The organism is Neisseria dumasiana, from assembly GCF_022870885.1.
GTDB classification, from domain to species: domain Bacteria; phylum Pseudomonadota; class Gammaproteobacteria; order Burkholderiales; family Neisseriaceae; genus Neisseria; species Neisseria dumasiana.
Map to the genome: position 1 here is coordinate 1,553,794 of NZ_CP091509.1, position 15,052 is coordinate 1,568,845.

The 15,052-nt window shown below is 50.1% G+C and carries 15 protein-coding genes and 1 pseudogene; 7 read left to right on the plus strand and 9 right to left on the minus strand.

Annotation, left to right across the window (positions count from 1 at the left end; genetic code table 11):
* Positions 1-29 precede the first annotated feature (29 nt).
* Positions 30-974, plus strand: a complete 945-nt coding sequence (locus LVJ88_RS07065; protein ID WP_085417983.1) for a bile acid:sodium symporter family protein — start codon at positions 30-32, stop codon at positions 972-974.
* 174 nt (positions 975-1,148) lie between these two features.
* Here LVJ88_RS07065 and LVJ88_RS07070 read toward each other — a convergent pair whose 3' ends face one another.
* Entirely contained in the window at positions 1,149-1,490 is a 342-nt protein-coding gene (locus LVJ88_RS07070) for a Spy/CpxP family protein refolding chaperone (RefSeq protein ID WP_231718081.1), read from the minus strand.
* Between the two features lie 293 nt (positions 1,491-1,783).
* Here LVJ88_RS07070 and rpe point away from each other — a divergent pair, with 293 nt between their 5' ends.
* Entirely contained in the window at positions 1,784-2,467 is a 684-nt protein-coding gene (gene rpe, locus LVJ88_RS07075; RefSeq protein ID WP_054598786.1) for a ribulose-phosphate 3-epimerase, read from the plus strand.
* Between the two features lie 272 nt (positions 2,468-2,739).
* Here the strand turns inward: rpe and LVJ88_RS07080 are convergent.
* The 3 genes and pseudogenes from LVJ88_RS07080 to LVJ88_RS07090 form a co-directional block, all read right to left on the minus strand.
* A pseudogene (locus LVJ88_RS07080) lies at positions 2,740-2,867 on the minus strand (lipoprotein signal peptidase).
* Between the two features lie 90 nt (positions 2,868-2,957).
* Entirely contained in the window at positions 2,958-3,392 is a 435-nt protein-coding gene (locus tag LVJ88_RS07085) for a hypothetical protein (protein WP_085417982.1), read from the minus strand.
* Positions 3,376-4,692: a homoserine dehydrogenase gene (locus tag LVJ88_RS07090; protein ID WP_054598784.1), complete on the minus strand. Its 1,317-nt coding sequence runs from the start codon at positions 4,690-4,692 to the stop codon at positions 3,376-3,378. The genes LVJ88_RS07085 and LVJ88_RS07090 overlap by 17 nt, the downstream gene beginning before the upstream one ends.
* 139 nt (positions 4,693-4,831) lie before the next feature.
* On the opposite strand from LVJ88_RS07090, the gene LVJ88_RS07095 reads away from it, so the two are divergent.
* The gene (locus tag LVJ88_RS07095) at positions 4,832-5,200 is read left to right on the plus strand and encodes an Mth938-like domain-containing protein (protein WP_085358911.1); all 369 of its coding nucleotides are present in this window, start codon (positions 4,832-4,834) and stop codon (positions 5,198-5,200) included.
* Positions 5,201-5,232: 32 nt separating this feature from the next.
* Here LVJ88_RS07095 and LVJ88_RS07100 read toward each other — a convergent pair whose 3' ends face one another.
* The 4 genes from LVJ88_RS07100 to bfr (LVJ88_RS07115) form a co-directional block, all read right to left on the minus strand.
* Positions 5,233-5,802, minus strand: a complete 570-nt coding sequence (locus LVJ88_RS07100; protein WP_085417981.1) for a ubiquinone biosynthesis accessory factor UbiJ — start codon at positions 5,800-5,802, stop codon at positions 5,233-5,235.
* A gap of 88 nt (positions 5,803-5,890) precedes the next feature.
* Entirely contained in the window at positions 5,891-6,667 is a 777-nt protein-coding gene (locus LVJ88_RS07105) for an NAD-dependent epimerase/dehydratase family protein (protein WP_096777382.1), read from the minus strand.
* 297 nt (positions 6,668-6,964) lie between these two features.
* Entirely contained in the window at positions 6,965-7,438 is a 474-nt protein-coding gene (bfr, locus tag LVJ88_RS07110) for a bacterioferritin (RefSeq protein ID WP_054598781.1), read from the minus strand.
* A 28-nt stretch (positions 7,439-7,466) separates the two neighbouring features.
* Positions 7,467-7,931 (minus strand): bacterioferritin, encoded by a 465-nt coding sequence (bfr, locus tag LVJ88_RS07115; protein WP_054598780.1) that lies wholly within the window; start codon positions 7,929-7,931, stop codon positions 7,467-7,469.
* Positions 7,932-8,389: 458 nt separating this feature from the next.
* Here bfr (LVJ88_RS07115) and typA point away from each other — a divergent pair, with 458 nt between their 5' ends.
* The gene (typA, locus tag LVJ88_RS07120; RefSeq protein WP_085417980.1) at positions 8,390-10,201 is read left to right on the plus strand and encodes a translational GTPase TypA; all 1,812 of its coding nucleotides are present in this window, start codon (positions 8,390-8,392) and stop codon (positions 10,199-10,201) included.
* Positions 10,202-10,732: 531 nt separating this feature from the next.
* Positions 10,733-12,052: a DUF445 domain-containing protein gene (locus LVJ88_RS07125; protein WP_085417979.1), complete on the plus strand. Its 1,320-nt coding sequence runs from the start codon at positions 10,733-10,735 to the stop codon at positions 12,050-12,052.
* A gap of 71 nt (positions 12,053-12,123) precedes the next feature.
* On the opposite strand, the gene murI is transcribed toward LVJ88_RS07125, so the two are convergent.
* Positions 12,124-12,933, minus strand: coding sequence for a glutamate racemase (gene murI, locus LVJ88_RS07130; RefSeq protein ID WP_054598849.1), 810 nt, complete (start codon positions 12,931-12,933; stop codon positions 12,124-12,126).
* A gap of 358 nt (positions 12,934-13,291) precedes the next feature.
* Between murI and tsaE the strand changes: the two genes are divergently transcribed.
* Both tsaE and LVJ88_RS07140 read left to right on the plus strand, forming a co-directional pair.
* Positions 13,292-13,762 (plus strand): tRNA (adenosine(37)-N6)-threonylcarbamoyltransferase complex ATPase subunit type 1 TsaE, encoded by a 471-nt coding sequence (gene tsaE / locus LVJ88_RS07135; protein WP_085358907.1) that lies wholly within the window; start codon positions 13,292-13,294, stop codon positions 13,760-13,762.
* The gene (locus tag LVJ88_RS07140; RefSeq protein ID WP_054598776.1) at positions 13,750-15,045 is read left to right on the plus strand and encodes an N-acetylmuramoyl-L-alanine amidase; all 1,296 of its coding nucleotides are present in this window, start codon (positions 13,750-13,752) and stop codon (positions 15,043-15,045) included. The genes tsaE and LVJ88_RS07140 overlap by 13 nt, the downstream gene beginning before the upstream one ends.
* Positions 15,046-15,052: the final 7 nt, after the last annotated feature.

Consider the following 15,052-nt stretch of genomic DNA (forward strand, 5'->3'; position numbering starts at 1 on the left):
CCGTTTATCAATATTGTTTCGGAATGCATATGGAAGCGTTAACCAAATTCAGCCGCTTGGTCGGCCAAACTTTTGCTTTGTGGGCGGCGTTGTTCGCCGCAATTGCGTTTGTAGCCCCCGATACCTTCAAATGGGTGCTGCCGTATATTCCCGTATTGCTGGGTATCATCATGTTCGGTATGGGGCTGACATTGTCTCCGGCCGATTTCAAGATTTTGGGAGAACATCCCAGAGCAGTATTCATCGGCGTAGCGGCGCAATTTGTGATTATGCCGCTCACCGCTTATGCGTTGGCTGTGGGATTCAACCTGCCTACCGAGATTGCAGTGGGCGTTATTCTGGTCGGATCCTGCCCCGGCGGCACCGCATCCAATGTCATCACTTATCTGGCACGCGGAAACGTGGCGCTTTCAGTGGCGGTTACCTCGGTTTCTACACTACTCTCCCCTGTGCTGACACCTGCGGTTTTCTATCTGCTCGCCAACCAGTGGCTGGATATTTCTGCCGCCGCCATGTTTGTATCGATTCTGAAAATCGTATTGTTGCCCATTATTTTGGGGGTGGTTGCACACACCCTGTTCAAAAAACAAACCGAAGCTGCCGTCGGCGTGCTGCCGTTGGTATCGGTTGTGGCGATTGTATTGATTATCGGCGCAGTTGTGGGAGCCAGCAGAGCGAAAATTCTCGAAAGCGGCATGTTGATTTTAGGCGTAGTAATGCTGCACAACGCCATCGGCTATCTGCTCGGATTCTTTACGGCCAAGCTGTTCAAACTGCCTTACGATGTACAGAAAACTTTGTCTATCGAAGTGGGTATGCAAAACTCGGGGTTGGGAGCGGCGCTTGCTGCTGCTTATTTCACACCGCTTGCAGCCGTACCCAGTGCTATTTTCAGCGTATGGCACAATATTTCCGGTTCGCTTTTGGCTTCTTATTGGGCATCCAAAGTAAACAAACATAAAAACACACCTTGAGCCGCCCGCCCCTCATTTGCAGCACATTTCTATATTGTGCTGCGCAGATAGGGCTGAAAACGTCTTATCCGCTTCATTGATATTAAAGAAAGCGATATAAAAGCGGAGAGGCCGTCTGAACGCTTTTCAGACGGCCTCTCTCAATCAATCGGGCGGCGTGTGTTTATTTAATTGTTATTTTAAGCAGATATTCAGCCAATGCTGCCTTTGCGTGGGGCTGAGTAATTTATAAAAACGGTGCTGGATAGATAATTCATCTACTGCAAAATCCATGCTGGAAATATAGCGTTTTTCCACATAATCACGCGCATCGTCTTGGTTGAAGCGGTCGCTCGACAAGATTTTAATGATGTCGCGACGGCGGTTTTTCAAAATGCGGTCGTCTTTACGGATTGATTTATCGAGTGCTTTTTTATAATCTTTACGGATATTGCGCAATTCGTTATTCTGTTCCCGCGTCAAACCCAAAGAGCGGATATCGCAGTTGGGGTGGAAATCATCCAGGGTAGACGCCATCGGCCCTGCATAGGCAGAACTTAATCCGTTAAAAATCATCCAACCGCTCACCGTTATAATCGGCACTATGCGGTTGAAGCTTATCATCGCAAGCATATTGTTTTCCCAAATTTCAATATTCCCAAAATATAGCGGATATGTGTGTGAAACGCGGTATAATCGCAGTTAACTTTCGTTAATGACAATGAACTTTTCTTAAAAAGTATTATTTGTATCATAGTGTTGCCATTAATCTTTACAGTAAAATTATATATAATTTCCAAACCGGAAAATAAAACAAAAAGGATACATTTGTGCAAAAATTCCGCATTGCCCCCAGCATTCTTTCTGCCGATTTCGCCCGTTTGGGTGAAGAAGTCAGCAAAGTGATCGAGGCCGGAGCAGATTTGATCCATTTCGATGTAATGGATAATCATTATGTGCCCAACCTCACTTTCGGCCCTATGGTTTGTGCGGCATTGAAACCTTATGCCACCGTGCCTGTTGACGTGCATTTGATGGTGGAACCGGTTGACGATTTGATTCAATCGTTTGCCAAAGCCGGTGCAGACATCATTACCTTCCACCCCGAAGCCAGCAAACATATCGACCGCAGCTTGGGTTTGATTAAAGATGCGGGCTGTCAGGCCGGTTTGGTGCTGAATCCGGCCACACCGGTTTATCTGCTTGAGAATGTGTTGGACAAACTGGATATGGTATTGCTGATGTCGGTAAATCCGGGTTTCGGCGGGCAAAGCTTTATCCCGCAAACGCTGGTAAAAATCCGCCAAGTGCGCGATTTGCTGAACATGTATGAAGCGGAAAGCGGCCGCAAAATTGCTTTGGAAGTGGACGGCGGCATCAAAACCGACAATATTGCCGAAGTAGCGCGGGCCGGTGCGGATACTTTTGTAGCCGGTTCGGCCATCTTCGGCCAAGCTGATTACAAAGCAGTTATCGATAACATGAGGGCAGAATTGGCTTCGTTGGAAGTTTAATGTTTTTAAACCAACAATAAATGCGGTTAATGATTGTTTTAGATTAACTGTCTGAGATGTAGGAAATTCTAGCGTTGTTTACACTTTCCGTGTTTTGCATGCAGACCCATTTTGGGATTTTTGAGGGTTGTCAAGAATGCCGAAAGGCACGGCGAAGCCGCATCGTTCTTGAGAATACTCAAAAATCACGAAACCATCATTCCTGCAAAAAACAAAAGCTGTTTGGCATAAAAAGTGTAAATAACCCGACCTTTTCCAACATCCTGAGACCTTTACAAAATCATCAGATGTGGATGCAGTTCAAGGCGTAGCAGCACAGCTAATGCAGAGATATCAATAGATAGACAAACGAGCGGGCAGCGCACAACGCAGAAATGCGCCGCAAATGGGGGTTTTGCAAAGGTCTCGGCCTACATATATAAACATAAAACTATAAAAACTGTGAGGCCGTCTGAAATATTTTCAGACGGCCTCACAATCTTTGTTTAACCTATTTGGCTTTAGCGGTTAACGATGCGATACACTGTTGGTCGCGCGCTTCAAACGCCTGCACGCCGCCGAGCAAATCCAACTGCTCTTGTGGAGAAAGCGAACTGAGCGATTGGATTTGCTTCTCGCTCAATTTCTCCAAAGGTTCGTCCCACATACAAATGCAGTAATTATGGATAACCTGCTCGGATTTTCCTTCCAAACCGGCAGTCTTTAAGTCGGCCTGCCATTTTTCGGAAAACGGCACGTTTTTCACGCACGAATCCACAATCGCCTGTTTGGCTTTGGGTTTGGAAAGCGCACAATTGGACAACAATCCGAATACCGCCAGCAAACTCAACACGATAAACGCCCAAATACGGATGGTGCGTATCTTAGCCCTTGCTTTACGGCGTTGTTCTTCAGGCGTTAAAACCTGATTATCCTTGTTGTCCATGCAGGCTCTCCATGCGGATCATCACCACAGGTTTTTGAACAACTTCCAACGCTTCGATGGCGGCGATGGCGGTTTTGATGTTTTTCTCTACCGTGCTGTGGGTCAGAATCACGATCTCAGCCGAGCCGCCGTCGATTACGCCTTTTTGAATCAAGGCTTCGATAGACACGCCTTCTTTGGCCAGCAGGTTGGCAATTTGCCCCAACACGCCCGGCTCGTCTTTGGCTTGAACGCGCAAATAATAGCTGCTGGTAATCTCATCCATCGTGAGCATGGGCTGGGTTTTCACTTGTGCCGGCTGGAACGCCAAATGAGGCACGCGGTTGTCGGTATCGGCGGTAATCAAGCGGCAAATATCGACAATATCGGCCACCACCGCACTGGCAGTCGGCAACGCACCGGCACCGGCACCGTAATAAAGGGTTTCGCCCACCATATCGGCATCCACGCGCACGGCATTCATCACGCCGTTTACATTGGCCAGCAAACGGCATTCGGGAATCAGGGTAGGATGTACGCGCAGCTCGATGCCTTTATCGGATTTGCGGGTAATGCCCAGCAATTTGATGCGGTAGCCCAGCTCTTCGGCGTATTTGATATCGCGGCTTTCCAGTTTGCTGATACCTTCGAGATAACAGGCATTGAAATTAACCGGCGTACCGAATGCCAACGAACTCATAATGGTAATTTTATGGCCTGCATCATGGCCTTCGATATCGAAAGTCGGGTCGGCTTCCGCATAACCCAGCTCTTGCGCCTGCTTCAACACATCAGCAAACGCACTGCCTTTTTCGCGCATTTCGGTTAGGATGAAATTGCTGGTTCCGTTGATGATGCCTGCAATCGAGCGGATTTTGTTGGCAGACAAACCTTCGCGCAAAGCCTTGATAATCGGAATGCCGCCGGCTACTGCGGCTTCAAACTGCACCATCACGTTTTTTTGCTCGGCCAACGGAAAAATTTCGTTGCCGTATTCGGCCAACAGTTTTTTATTGGCGGTAACGATATGTTTGCCGTTTTCAATGGCTTTCAATACGGCATCTTTGGCGGCGCCGGTACCGCCGAACAACTCGACGACGATATCCACATCGTCGCGCTGAACCAGCTCGAACGGATCTTTAACAAAGGCTGCATCGGGGCACAGTGTGCGGACTTTTTCTTCGCTCGAATCACAAACGGCCGAAATATGCACATCGCGCCCCAAGCGGCGGCTGATTTCTGCGGCGTTGTCCTGCAACACTCGGGCCGTGCCGCTGCCGACCGTACCCAATCCCAAAATTCCGATATAAACAGGCTTCATTATGTCTCCTTAAGCCGTTGTATGTTAGTATTCTGCAAGTAATATTGCTTGAAGCAAAGGCTGTAATCCTACCTGAAATCGCCCGTCTGTGCATCTGAAATTCAGGCTGCGGGCGGCGTACAAACCTTAAGGAAGCGTTATGTTGATTGAAGAAAATACGTTCGGCTCGGAAGCCGCCATCACAGCCTATGCGCCCGGCCGTATCGAAATTAACGGTCAGGCTTATACCGAAGCGGTTATTTTAAAAGAAGATAAAATTGAAAAACCGGCAAAAGCCATGCCGTCTGAACTGACGGCAGACGATTTTTTTCAGACGGCCTCAGAAACGCTGCCCGAAGTGATTTTGGTCGGCACGGGTGAAAAACAAGTGTTTCTGCACCCTAAAATTACTGCCGCGCTTGCTGCCAAAGGTATAGGTTTGGAATCTATGACTACCGCCTCTGCCTGCCGCACTTTTATGATTCTGCAAAGCGAAGGCCGTAAAGTTTGGGCGTGGCTGTGGCCTTAAAAGCACGGGATCATTGCCATCATTGCCGTACCTTATTGTTGCAAACGGTTTTCCAGTTTTTCCAATCTCACGGCCAGCCTTTCCACATCATCGCGCAATGTATCGACTTCTCGCGACCAAACGGCCAACGTTTCCCGATCAGCCACCGGCGATTCGGGTTCGCGGGCAAATTCCCCCAATTGCTCCAGCACGCTCAAACCCATCTTTTTAAACAAATTGCCCGTTTTTTCGGCACGGGTGTTGATGCTTCCTGCCAACGCATCGCCAAACATACGGCTCAAGTCGTCGTGTGCGTGGTAACGCAGGCTGCCGATCAGGGGCAATAAAGCCATGCCCAAGCCGGTATCTCCGCCGATTTCCACATCGCCCACTCCCGGAGTCTGCGCCTGCAAAACCTTTTGAACGGCACTTGGCCGAAAGTTGATTTCGGTATCGGCTTCGGCTGCTGCGGGTTTTAAAAAGCCCTGCCCGTCAAACGTACCCTGAATGTGAAGCCCTGCAACGCGCAGGCTGAGTGTGTTGCCTGCGAAAGCTGCCAGCTCGGCTTGTGTTTCGCGGTTTTGCTGAATCAGATGGTTGATAATGGGAAGAAGGACTGTCATGTTTGTCTTTCGTTATCGAGGCCGTCTGAAATAAAAATATGGTTTTCAGACGGCCTGCACGGTCTCAATTGAAATGTAAACAACTATATCACACGAATATATGTGCAAAATCATCGTATATCGTATCTACGGTTTTGCCGCCGTTTGTGTCTGTCGGGTCATAATCAGGCTCGGGCAGTCCTAGTTTTAAGGCTTCTGCGTGATAAAATTCCCGCTTCGAGGGATGCCTCGGCTCGATAATATTGCGTATACGCACGCCGCCGGGTGTGCATACGGCATGGTGCAAAGCGGCAACGGCAAAATCTTTATGAACCATATTCACGGGCTGCTCCGCCCCTGTGATGCCGCTACGCTTCAACAAGCTGTTCAAAGGGTGGCGGTCGGCCGAATACAGCCCGCCGAACCGCAGAATGTCGATATTGGGAATGCCGCTGTTCAGAAACACTTGCTCGGCTTCCAACACCTTACGGGCGCTGCCGGTTTGCGGGTCGGGCATACTTTGCTCGTTGCAGGCGCGGGCTTTGTCGCCGTAAACACCTGTGCTGCTTGAGTAAATCACATGCCGCACACCGTATTGCACCGCCAGCGCCAACCATTGCCGGAGCATAGGCGCATAATGTTCTGCCGATGAAGGCGGCAGCAGGCAAATCCACACCAGCTTATCTGCCCACTTTTGCCAAAAGGCCGTCTGAAAAATATTCGGATCATTCAAATCGGCAATATTCAGCTCTACGGGCAGATTGATGTCGTCGGATGTCAGCGTTTTTTTCACGGCCGCCACACGGCTGCCTTGCTCAAACAGTTTTTCTGCCAATGCTTTGCCTAAATAGCCCATACCGAGTATGGCGCAATCGGGTGTATTCATGATTTCAGACGGCCTCTTAAGGTAAATGTATCCGTATGCCGGTAAAAACGGCAAGTGCCTTATTGTATAGCAAATAAACTTATTTTTGATACGGGGCGGCCGGCCGCAGGAATACAGGTAACACAAAGGCGCAGCAACGCCGTAGCAGAAATAAAGTTTGTTTGCCATATCAGCTTCCGGCGCGCAAACCGCCGGAAAACATTCTGCAACCGACAAAAGAAAAACGGCATACATTTGCGTATGCCGTTTGCTTTAAGGTGCTCAAAAAGACTGCTGTATTTGGCAGTGGTTTGTGTTTTAGTCCTCTTGCGCCCCGGTTTGCAGATAGTTTGCCAAGCCCATGCCGGCAATCAGTTCCTGCTGTGTTTCCAGCCAGTCGATATGCTCTTCGTTGATGTCTTTCAACTTTTCCAACAACTGACGCGAAACATAATCCTGCTTCTCTTCGCACAAAGCAATGGCCTGAATCAAAGCGGTATGTTTTTCCTGCTCTTTGGTTAAATCGCATTGAATGATTTCTTCAGTATTTTCACCAATCAGCAGCTTGCCCAAATCTTGCAGGTTAGGCAGGCCTTCGAGCAGCAGCACGCGTTCGATAATATCGTCGGCAGCCTTCATTTCTACGATAGATTGCTTATAGAAATGCTCGCCCAGCTCTTCCAAACCCCAATTTTTCAAAATACGGGCATGAAGAAAATATTGGTTGATGGTTACCAGCAGCAAGCCCAAATTTTTGTTCAGCTCGCGGATAACCGCACGATCGCCTTGCATCATGATCTCCTTTCAGACGGCCTGTTGCTTACAGTTGGCTTTGCAGGTAATTTTGAATGCCTACCATATCAATCAGGCGCAATTGTTTTTCCAACCAGTGTGCATGGTCTTCTTCAGTGTCTTTCAACTGTTCCACCAACAGTTCGCGGGTAACGTAATCCTGTTTTTCTTCACACAGTTTGATGCCTTTTTTGAGCGCGGCCTGAACTTCCAATTCTGTGTTCAAATCGGCTTTCAGCATGGCAGGAACATCGGCACCCACATTGATTTTAGACGGAACCATGTTCGGAATACCGCCCAACATTAAAATACGGCGGATAAACGCTTCGGCATGCAGGGTTTCATCTTCCATTTCATGGCCGATGCGTTCGAATAATTTGGTGTAGCCCCATTCGGCATACATGCGCGAGTGGATAAAATACTGGTCGCGCGCAGCCAATTCGCCGGCCAATAATTCGTTCATATAATCAATAACAGCTTTGTCGCCTTGCATGGTGTGTCCTTTCTTGATTCGTCATTTCGGCACCGCCGGATGTCGGGCGCCGTGTGTTTAAGCGAATTGTATGTAAGAACATGCCAATGCACAAATTTTCTATTTAAAATACAAATAATTATCAAAAAGCTATACTGCCCCAAAACAGGTTTTAAAAATTTATTTAATTGTTTATATTCATCTTTTGTTGCTGATAATATTGATAAGCTGTTGCATTAAAAATATTTATTTTCTTTTTTTAACCTTAATTAACCATAAGAAAATCGCACATTCCCGATTTTTATTCACCCTTCAAATCATTTTTGAATTTTTCTTTTGTTTTCATTTATCTAGACGATTGAAATTTTTTAACCCCCTACTCTCGTTCACCTTACATTGATTTGAAATTCTCACAGAAAAATACAATAAGCGTGCTACAATACGCGGTTATTTTTTAGTGATAAGACGTAAACACACCCATGAAACAAATCAGAAATATCGCCATCATCGCCCACGTCGACCACGGCAAAACCACCTTGGTAGACCAGCTCTTGCGCCAATCCGGCACTTTCCGCGCCAACCAGCAGATTGACGAGCGCGTGATGGACAGCAACGATCTCGAAAAAGAACGCGGCATTACCATTCTTGCCAAAAACACCGCCATCGAATACGAAGGCTACCACATCAATATCGTCGATACCCCCGGACACGCCGACTTCGGCGGCGAGGTAGAGCGCGTCTTAGGCATGGTCGATTGCGTGGTATTGCTGGTAGATGCCCAAGAAGGCCCTATGCCGCAAACCCGCTTCGTTACCAAAAAAGCCTTGGCGTTAGGTCTGCGCCCCATTGTTGTGATCAACAAAATCGACAAACCGAGCGCGCGCCCGAGCTGGGTAATCGACCAAACCTTCGAGCTGTTCGACAAACTCGGCGCAACCGACGAGCAATTGGATTTCCCTATTGTGTACGCATCCGGCTTGAGCGGTTTTGCCAAATTGGAAGAAGATGACGAAAGCAGCGACATGCGCCCGCTGTTTGAAACCATTCTCAAGCACACCCCTCCTCCCAGCGGCAATGCCGACGAAACCCTGCAACTGCAAATTTCCCAACTCGACTACGACAACTACACCGGCCGCTTGGGTATCGGCCGCATTTTGAACGGCCGCATCAAACCCGGCCAAGTGGTTGCCGTGATGAACCACGAAAAACAAGTGGCACAAGGCCGCATCAACCAACTGTTGGGCTTTAAAGGCTTGGAGCGCGTACCCTTGCAAGAGGCCGAAGCCGGCGACATCGTGATTATTTCCGGCATTGAAGACATCGGCATCGGCGTTACCATCACCGACAAAGACAACCCCCAAGGTCTGCCCATGTTGAGCGTGGACGAACCTACCCTGACGATGGACTTTATGGTGAACACCTCTCCTCTGGCCGGCACCGAAGGCAAATTCGTTACCTCGCGCCAAATCCGCGACCGCCTGCAAAAAGAATTGCTGACCAACGTCGCCCTGCGCGTGGAAGACACCGAAGATGCCGACGTATTCCGCGTATCCGGCCGCGGCGAACTGCACTTGACCATTCTGTTGGAAAACATGCGCCGCGAAGGTTATGAACTGGCAGTAGGTAAACCGCGCGTAGTGTTCCGCGAAATCGACGGTCAAAAATGCGAGCCGTATGAAAACCTGACCGTTGACGTGCCCGACGACAACCAAGGTGCCGTGATGGAAGAACTCGGCCGCCGCCGCGGTGAACTCACAAATATGGAAAGTGACGGCAACGGCCGCACCCGTTTGGAATACCACATCCCCGCACGCGGCCTGATCGGTTTCCAAGGCGAGTTTATGACCTTAACCCGCGGTGTCGGCCTGATGAGCCACGTTTTCGATGATTACGCACCGGTTAAACCCGATATGCCCGGCCGCCACAACGGCGTTTTGGTTTCTCAAGAACAAGGCGAAGCGGTGGCTTACGCATTGTGGAACTTGGAAGACCGCGGCCGTATGTTCGTATCGCCCGGCGAAAAAATCTATGAAGGCATGATTATCGGCATCCACAGCCGCGACAACGACTTGGTGGTTAACCCCTTAAAAGGTAAAAAACTCACCAACGTGCGCGCCAGCGGCACCGACGAAGCCGTGCGCCTGACCACGCCGATCAAGCTGACTTTGGAAAGTGCGGTCGAGTTTATCGACGACGACGAACTGGTAGAAATCACCCCGCAATCCATCCGCCTGCGCAAGCGTTACCTGCAAGAACACGAACGCCGCAAACACTTCAAAAAATTAGATTAATCTTAAGCATAAAATCTCAAGGCCGTCTGAACACAATGTTTTCAGACGGCCTTTCTTTATGTTTAATACAAGGCTGCAACGCCACAGTAAACAATAAATTGATTGACTATGCGCCTCGAACAGCATCCACATTTGGGCGTTTCGCAAAAGCCTCTATATATTCCGCAAATCTGCCGATAATATTGTGCGTATTCTGTGGATAAGTAAACATGCCGATTGAAACATAAAGAAAATTTCAAACTGCTTAAAAATTAATCACCAACAAGGAAAAGCCCACGGTAAATGTTTATGGTGGTGTGTATGGCCTGTGGATAAAACGCCTAACTGCATTATTTCACACTAAAAAATAAATGTGCTTAAAAATTAGGCAATTTATAAAACCATTGAAGCGGTATAATGAAAAAGATACGGCAGGAAACCACGGTTAAAGCCGGGCGGATTCGTTGTGCATCCAACTTCGGATTGATCACCGCCTGCAACCCGTAATGTTTTTCCGCCATATAACAACAAGCAGCACACAAGGAAGCCGCCATGCATACACTCTCTGCCGAAACCAGGGCGCAAGCCGCGCGTGCCCGTTTGAAGAAAAGCCGCCGTTGGGCCACCGGCCTGCTGCTCGCGGCAGGCGTGCTGTTTGTGGTTTCGGCGTGGTATGTAAGCCGCTACCCCGCGCTGGGCTATGTGAAAGCATTTGCCGAAGCAGCGATGGTAGGCGCGCTGGCCGATTGGTTTGCAGTAACCGCTTTGTTCAGACGGCCTCTCGGATTACCTATTCCGCACACGGCCATTCTGCCCCGTAACCAGCACCGCATTGCCGACGAATTGGGCAGATTTATCGAAAACAACTTTTTGCAGAGCAAGCCCATTGCCCTGCGCGTTTATCAGGCCAAACCGAGCGAAAAGCTGTTGGCACGGTTGGCAGACCCCCAAACGCGCGATTTTTGGCTGCCGTGGCTGGCCAAGCAGATTCCGCCGCTGCTGAATATCGCCAAACCCGACCAAGTATCGCGTTTTCTAAGCCGTTTGTTGGCAGAACAATACAGCGGCGAACGGATCGGCAAAACTTTTTCAGACGGCCTCAAAGCCTTGAAAGCACAAGGTATGCACGAAACGCTGTTTGTCGCCGTACTCAAACAAACACGCCGCTGGCTGCAAAACCCGGAAACCCGCGTACTGCTTGAGCAAAACTTACGCGAATGGGCTGCGCGAATCGAAAGCGATGCGCCCAGCACTTGGGAAAAACTCAAAGCCTCGCTCAAAGGTACGTTAGTCGATAAAGTGGACGGTTGGGTATCGGAAAAAGCACTCGATTGGGCCGACGGCTATCTGGCCGCCGCATTGACAGACCCCGACCACCGCATCCGCGGGGCATTCAACGAGCAATACGACCGCGTTACCGACGCTTTGAGCCGTTCGCGCTTATGGCACAAGCGTTTGGAGCAAGGCAAAATGAAGCTGGCCGATGCGCCTGCGGTTCAGGAAATCCTGATGAAAAGCTGGCAGGGGCTGCAAAAATGGGCGGCCGACGATGTGGAAAAATCCGAATCGTTGTGTTTGATACAGCTTAACAAACTACTCGACCACATGCTTTCCCAAGCCAAACGACACCCACAATTTCTCCGCCGCGCCGACGTGCGCATTTCACTGTTGGTACGCGATTTTGTGATGCGCTACAAAGACAAAGCGGCGCTGTTTGTGTCGGACAAAGTCAAAGCTTGGGACAGCACGCAGATGGTGGAAAAACTGGAATTGAGCGTCGGCCGCGATTTGCAGTTTATCCGCATCAACGGCACGCTGGTCGGAGGATTGGTGGGATTGGTGATTTACAGTGTGTCTCAGTGGCTGTTTTAGAGCCGTTCTCGAAATGGCATCAGGCCGTCTGAATTTTCAGACGGCCTGATGCCATTTCAAGCAGATTTGAATCAACCCAAAGTAACCATTTCAATCTGATCCATACTGCGCCCTAAGAACCGCTCACCGATGGTACGGAAACGCAACGGAATATCGCTCACATAAAAACGGTAATCGGGCTGGGCATTATCGGTGTTGAGCAAGCCCGCCTCCGTTAAGGCTTTTGCCGCAGCTTCCGCCGTAGTCAGCGCAGAATCCACCAAAGTTACCCCGGGCGCTTCTTCGCGCAGCAACGGCTTGAGCAACGGATAATGCGTACACCCCAAAACCAACGTATCGATATCGTCGGCCAGCAACGGCTTCAGATATTCGCGTGCCGTCAAACGGGTTACTTCATGGTCAAGCCAGCCCTCTTCCACCAGCGGAACCAGCAGCGGGCAGGCTTGCGATTGGACGCGGGCTTCGGGATTGCGGCTGTGTATCGCGCGTGCGTAGGCATTGCTGTTAACGGTTGTGCTGGTGGCGATAATGCCGATATGGTTGTTGCGCGTGGTGCGCAACGCAGCTTCGGCACCTGCCGTAATCACGTCCAAAACAGGCATATTGCCCGCCATCGCCCGCACTTTATGCCCGGCTACCGCAGCAATGGTATTGCAGGCGATAACCAATGCTTTCACTTCGTTTTGCAGAAGAAAATCAACAATCTGGGCAGTAAATGCTTCAATTGTGGCGCGGGACTTTACCCCGTAGGGAACACGCGCGGTATCGCCGAAATAAACGATGTTTTCCATCGGCAACCGCTCCATCAGTGCCCGCACGTTGGTCAAGCCGCCCACACCGGAATCGAATACCCCGATGGGTCGTTGTTTGGTATTGTTCATCATATTCTATAAGGCCGTCTGAAACTTTTTTCAGACGGCCTTTTGCTCTTGTTTAACGATAGGGCCGATTGTACACCTTTTCAAACCAGCAGGCATGGCTGCTCAAATCCGGCCTTCCCAACCGGCAGCCTTTCTCACCCTTTTCAATCGGACTGTTCCGAAAAGATTGCTGTTTGCGGTGTACGGTATATGTAAGATGCGTCGTCAAAAGGCTTGTTGGGCATTTTTTAGCTTCTCAAGACTGCCGACAACACGCCCTAATGCAATTTTATCGGTATATAAGGTTCCCAATCCTTTTGAATTAACGCATAATTGGGCTTTGAAAATCTTATTCATTCACATCAAGCGAGATGCTGTTATGGAATTGGCAAAAATCACCCGCTTTCTGCCTGATGAAGAAGCCACGCTGAAACTGGGCGAAAGTTGGGCCGCAAGCATTATGCCGCCGCTGGTGGTTTATCTGCAAGGCGATTTGGGTGCAGGCAAAACCACTTTTACCCGCGGCCTGCTTCGCGGAGCCGGTTATCAAGGTGCCGTGAAAAGCCCCACCTATACCATCGTAGAATCTTACCCTCTTCCGCGCTTTACATTGCTGCACCACTTCGATCTTTACCGTTTCACCACCCCCGAAGAATGGGAAGATGCCGGGTTGGACGATTTATTTGCCGACAACTGCCTCTGCCTGATCGAATGGCCGGAACAAGGCGGTTCGTTCGTGCCGCCGGCCGACCTTACCGTAACACTCCAACATCATGAATCAGGCCGAAATTGCACGATTGAAGCCCACACCGACAAAGGCAGGAAAAGTTTAGAAACATGGTTAAATTAACACGCCGTCAAATTGTCAGCCGCACCGCTGCGGGTTTACTGTTCACGCTTACCCCCATCGGCGCATTGGCCAAAGCTACCGCGCCGCAGTTTGTCGCAGTCCGCATCTGGCCTGCCCGCGCCTACACCCGCATCACGCTGGAATCTTCCCAAGCCATCAAATACAAGCATTTCACTTTGGATAACCCCGCCCGTTTGGTCGTGGATATCGAAGGCGCAACACTCAACAACGTGTTGCAGAGCATGTCGGCCAAAGTACAGAAAAGCGACCCTTATATCCAAAACATCCGCGTGGGGCAAAACACCGCTTCTACGGTGCGCGTAGTAATTGATTTGAAGCAGGCCGCCAATCCGCAGGTATTCACACTCGCGCCGATTGCCAACTTCCGCAACCGTTTGGTAGTGGATTTATATCCTTCCGCCGCAACTGCACTGGCAGCCGAAGCCAACGACCCTCTGATGGCCTTGCTGAACGATTATTCGCAAGGCAAAATCCGCAGCGACGGCACAGGCTCGGGACACACCCCGCCCGTGCGCGAACGCCAACCCGCCATCATCGACACCCCTCCGCCCAGCACGCCTAACCGCCGCGACCGCCGCCCCATTATCGTGCTCGACCCCGGACACGGCGGAGAAGACCCCGGCGCCATCAGCAAGGGCGGTTTGCGCGAAAAAGACGTGGTTCTTTCCATTGCCCGCGCCGCTAAAAAGCGTCTTGAAGGAATGGGTTATAAAACCTACATGACCCGCAACGAAGATGTGTTCATTCCGCTCGGAGTGCGGGTAGCCAAAGCACGCCAACTCAAGGCCGACGTATTTGTGTCGATTCACGCCGACTCTTTTACCAGCCCTACCGCGCGCGGCACCGGCGTTTATGCCTTAAGCACGCGCGGAGCCACCAGTGCCGCCGCTAAATTTTTGGCTCAAACCCAAAACAGTGCCGACTTGATCGGCGGCGTGCAAAAAATGGGCAACCGTAGTGTTGACAACGCTATTCTGGATATGACGCAAACCGTTACCATCAAAGACAGCATGGTGCTGGGGCGTCATGTTTTGAACGAATTGGGCAAGCTCAACAAATTGCACAAAGGCCACGTTGACCAAGCCAACTTTGCCGTGTTGAGAGCGCCTGATATCCCTTCTATTTTGGTAGAAACGGCATTTTTGTCGAACCCGACCGAAGAAAAGCTGCTGGCCAGCCATTCTTTCCGCCAGAAAAGTGCCGAAGCCATTGCCGACGGCATCAAAACCTATCTGGGTAAAGCCGTGTTGGCGCGGCGGTAATACAGCG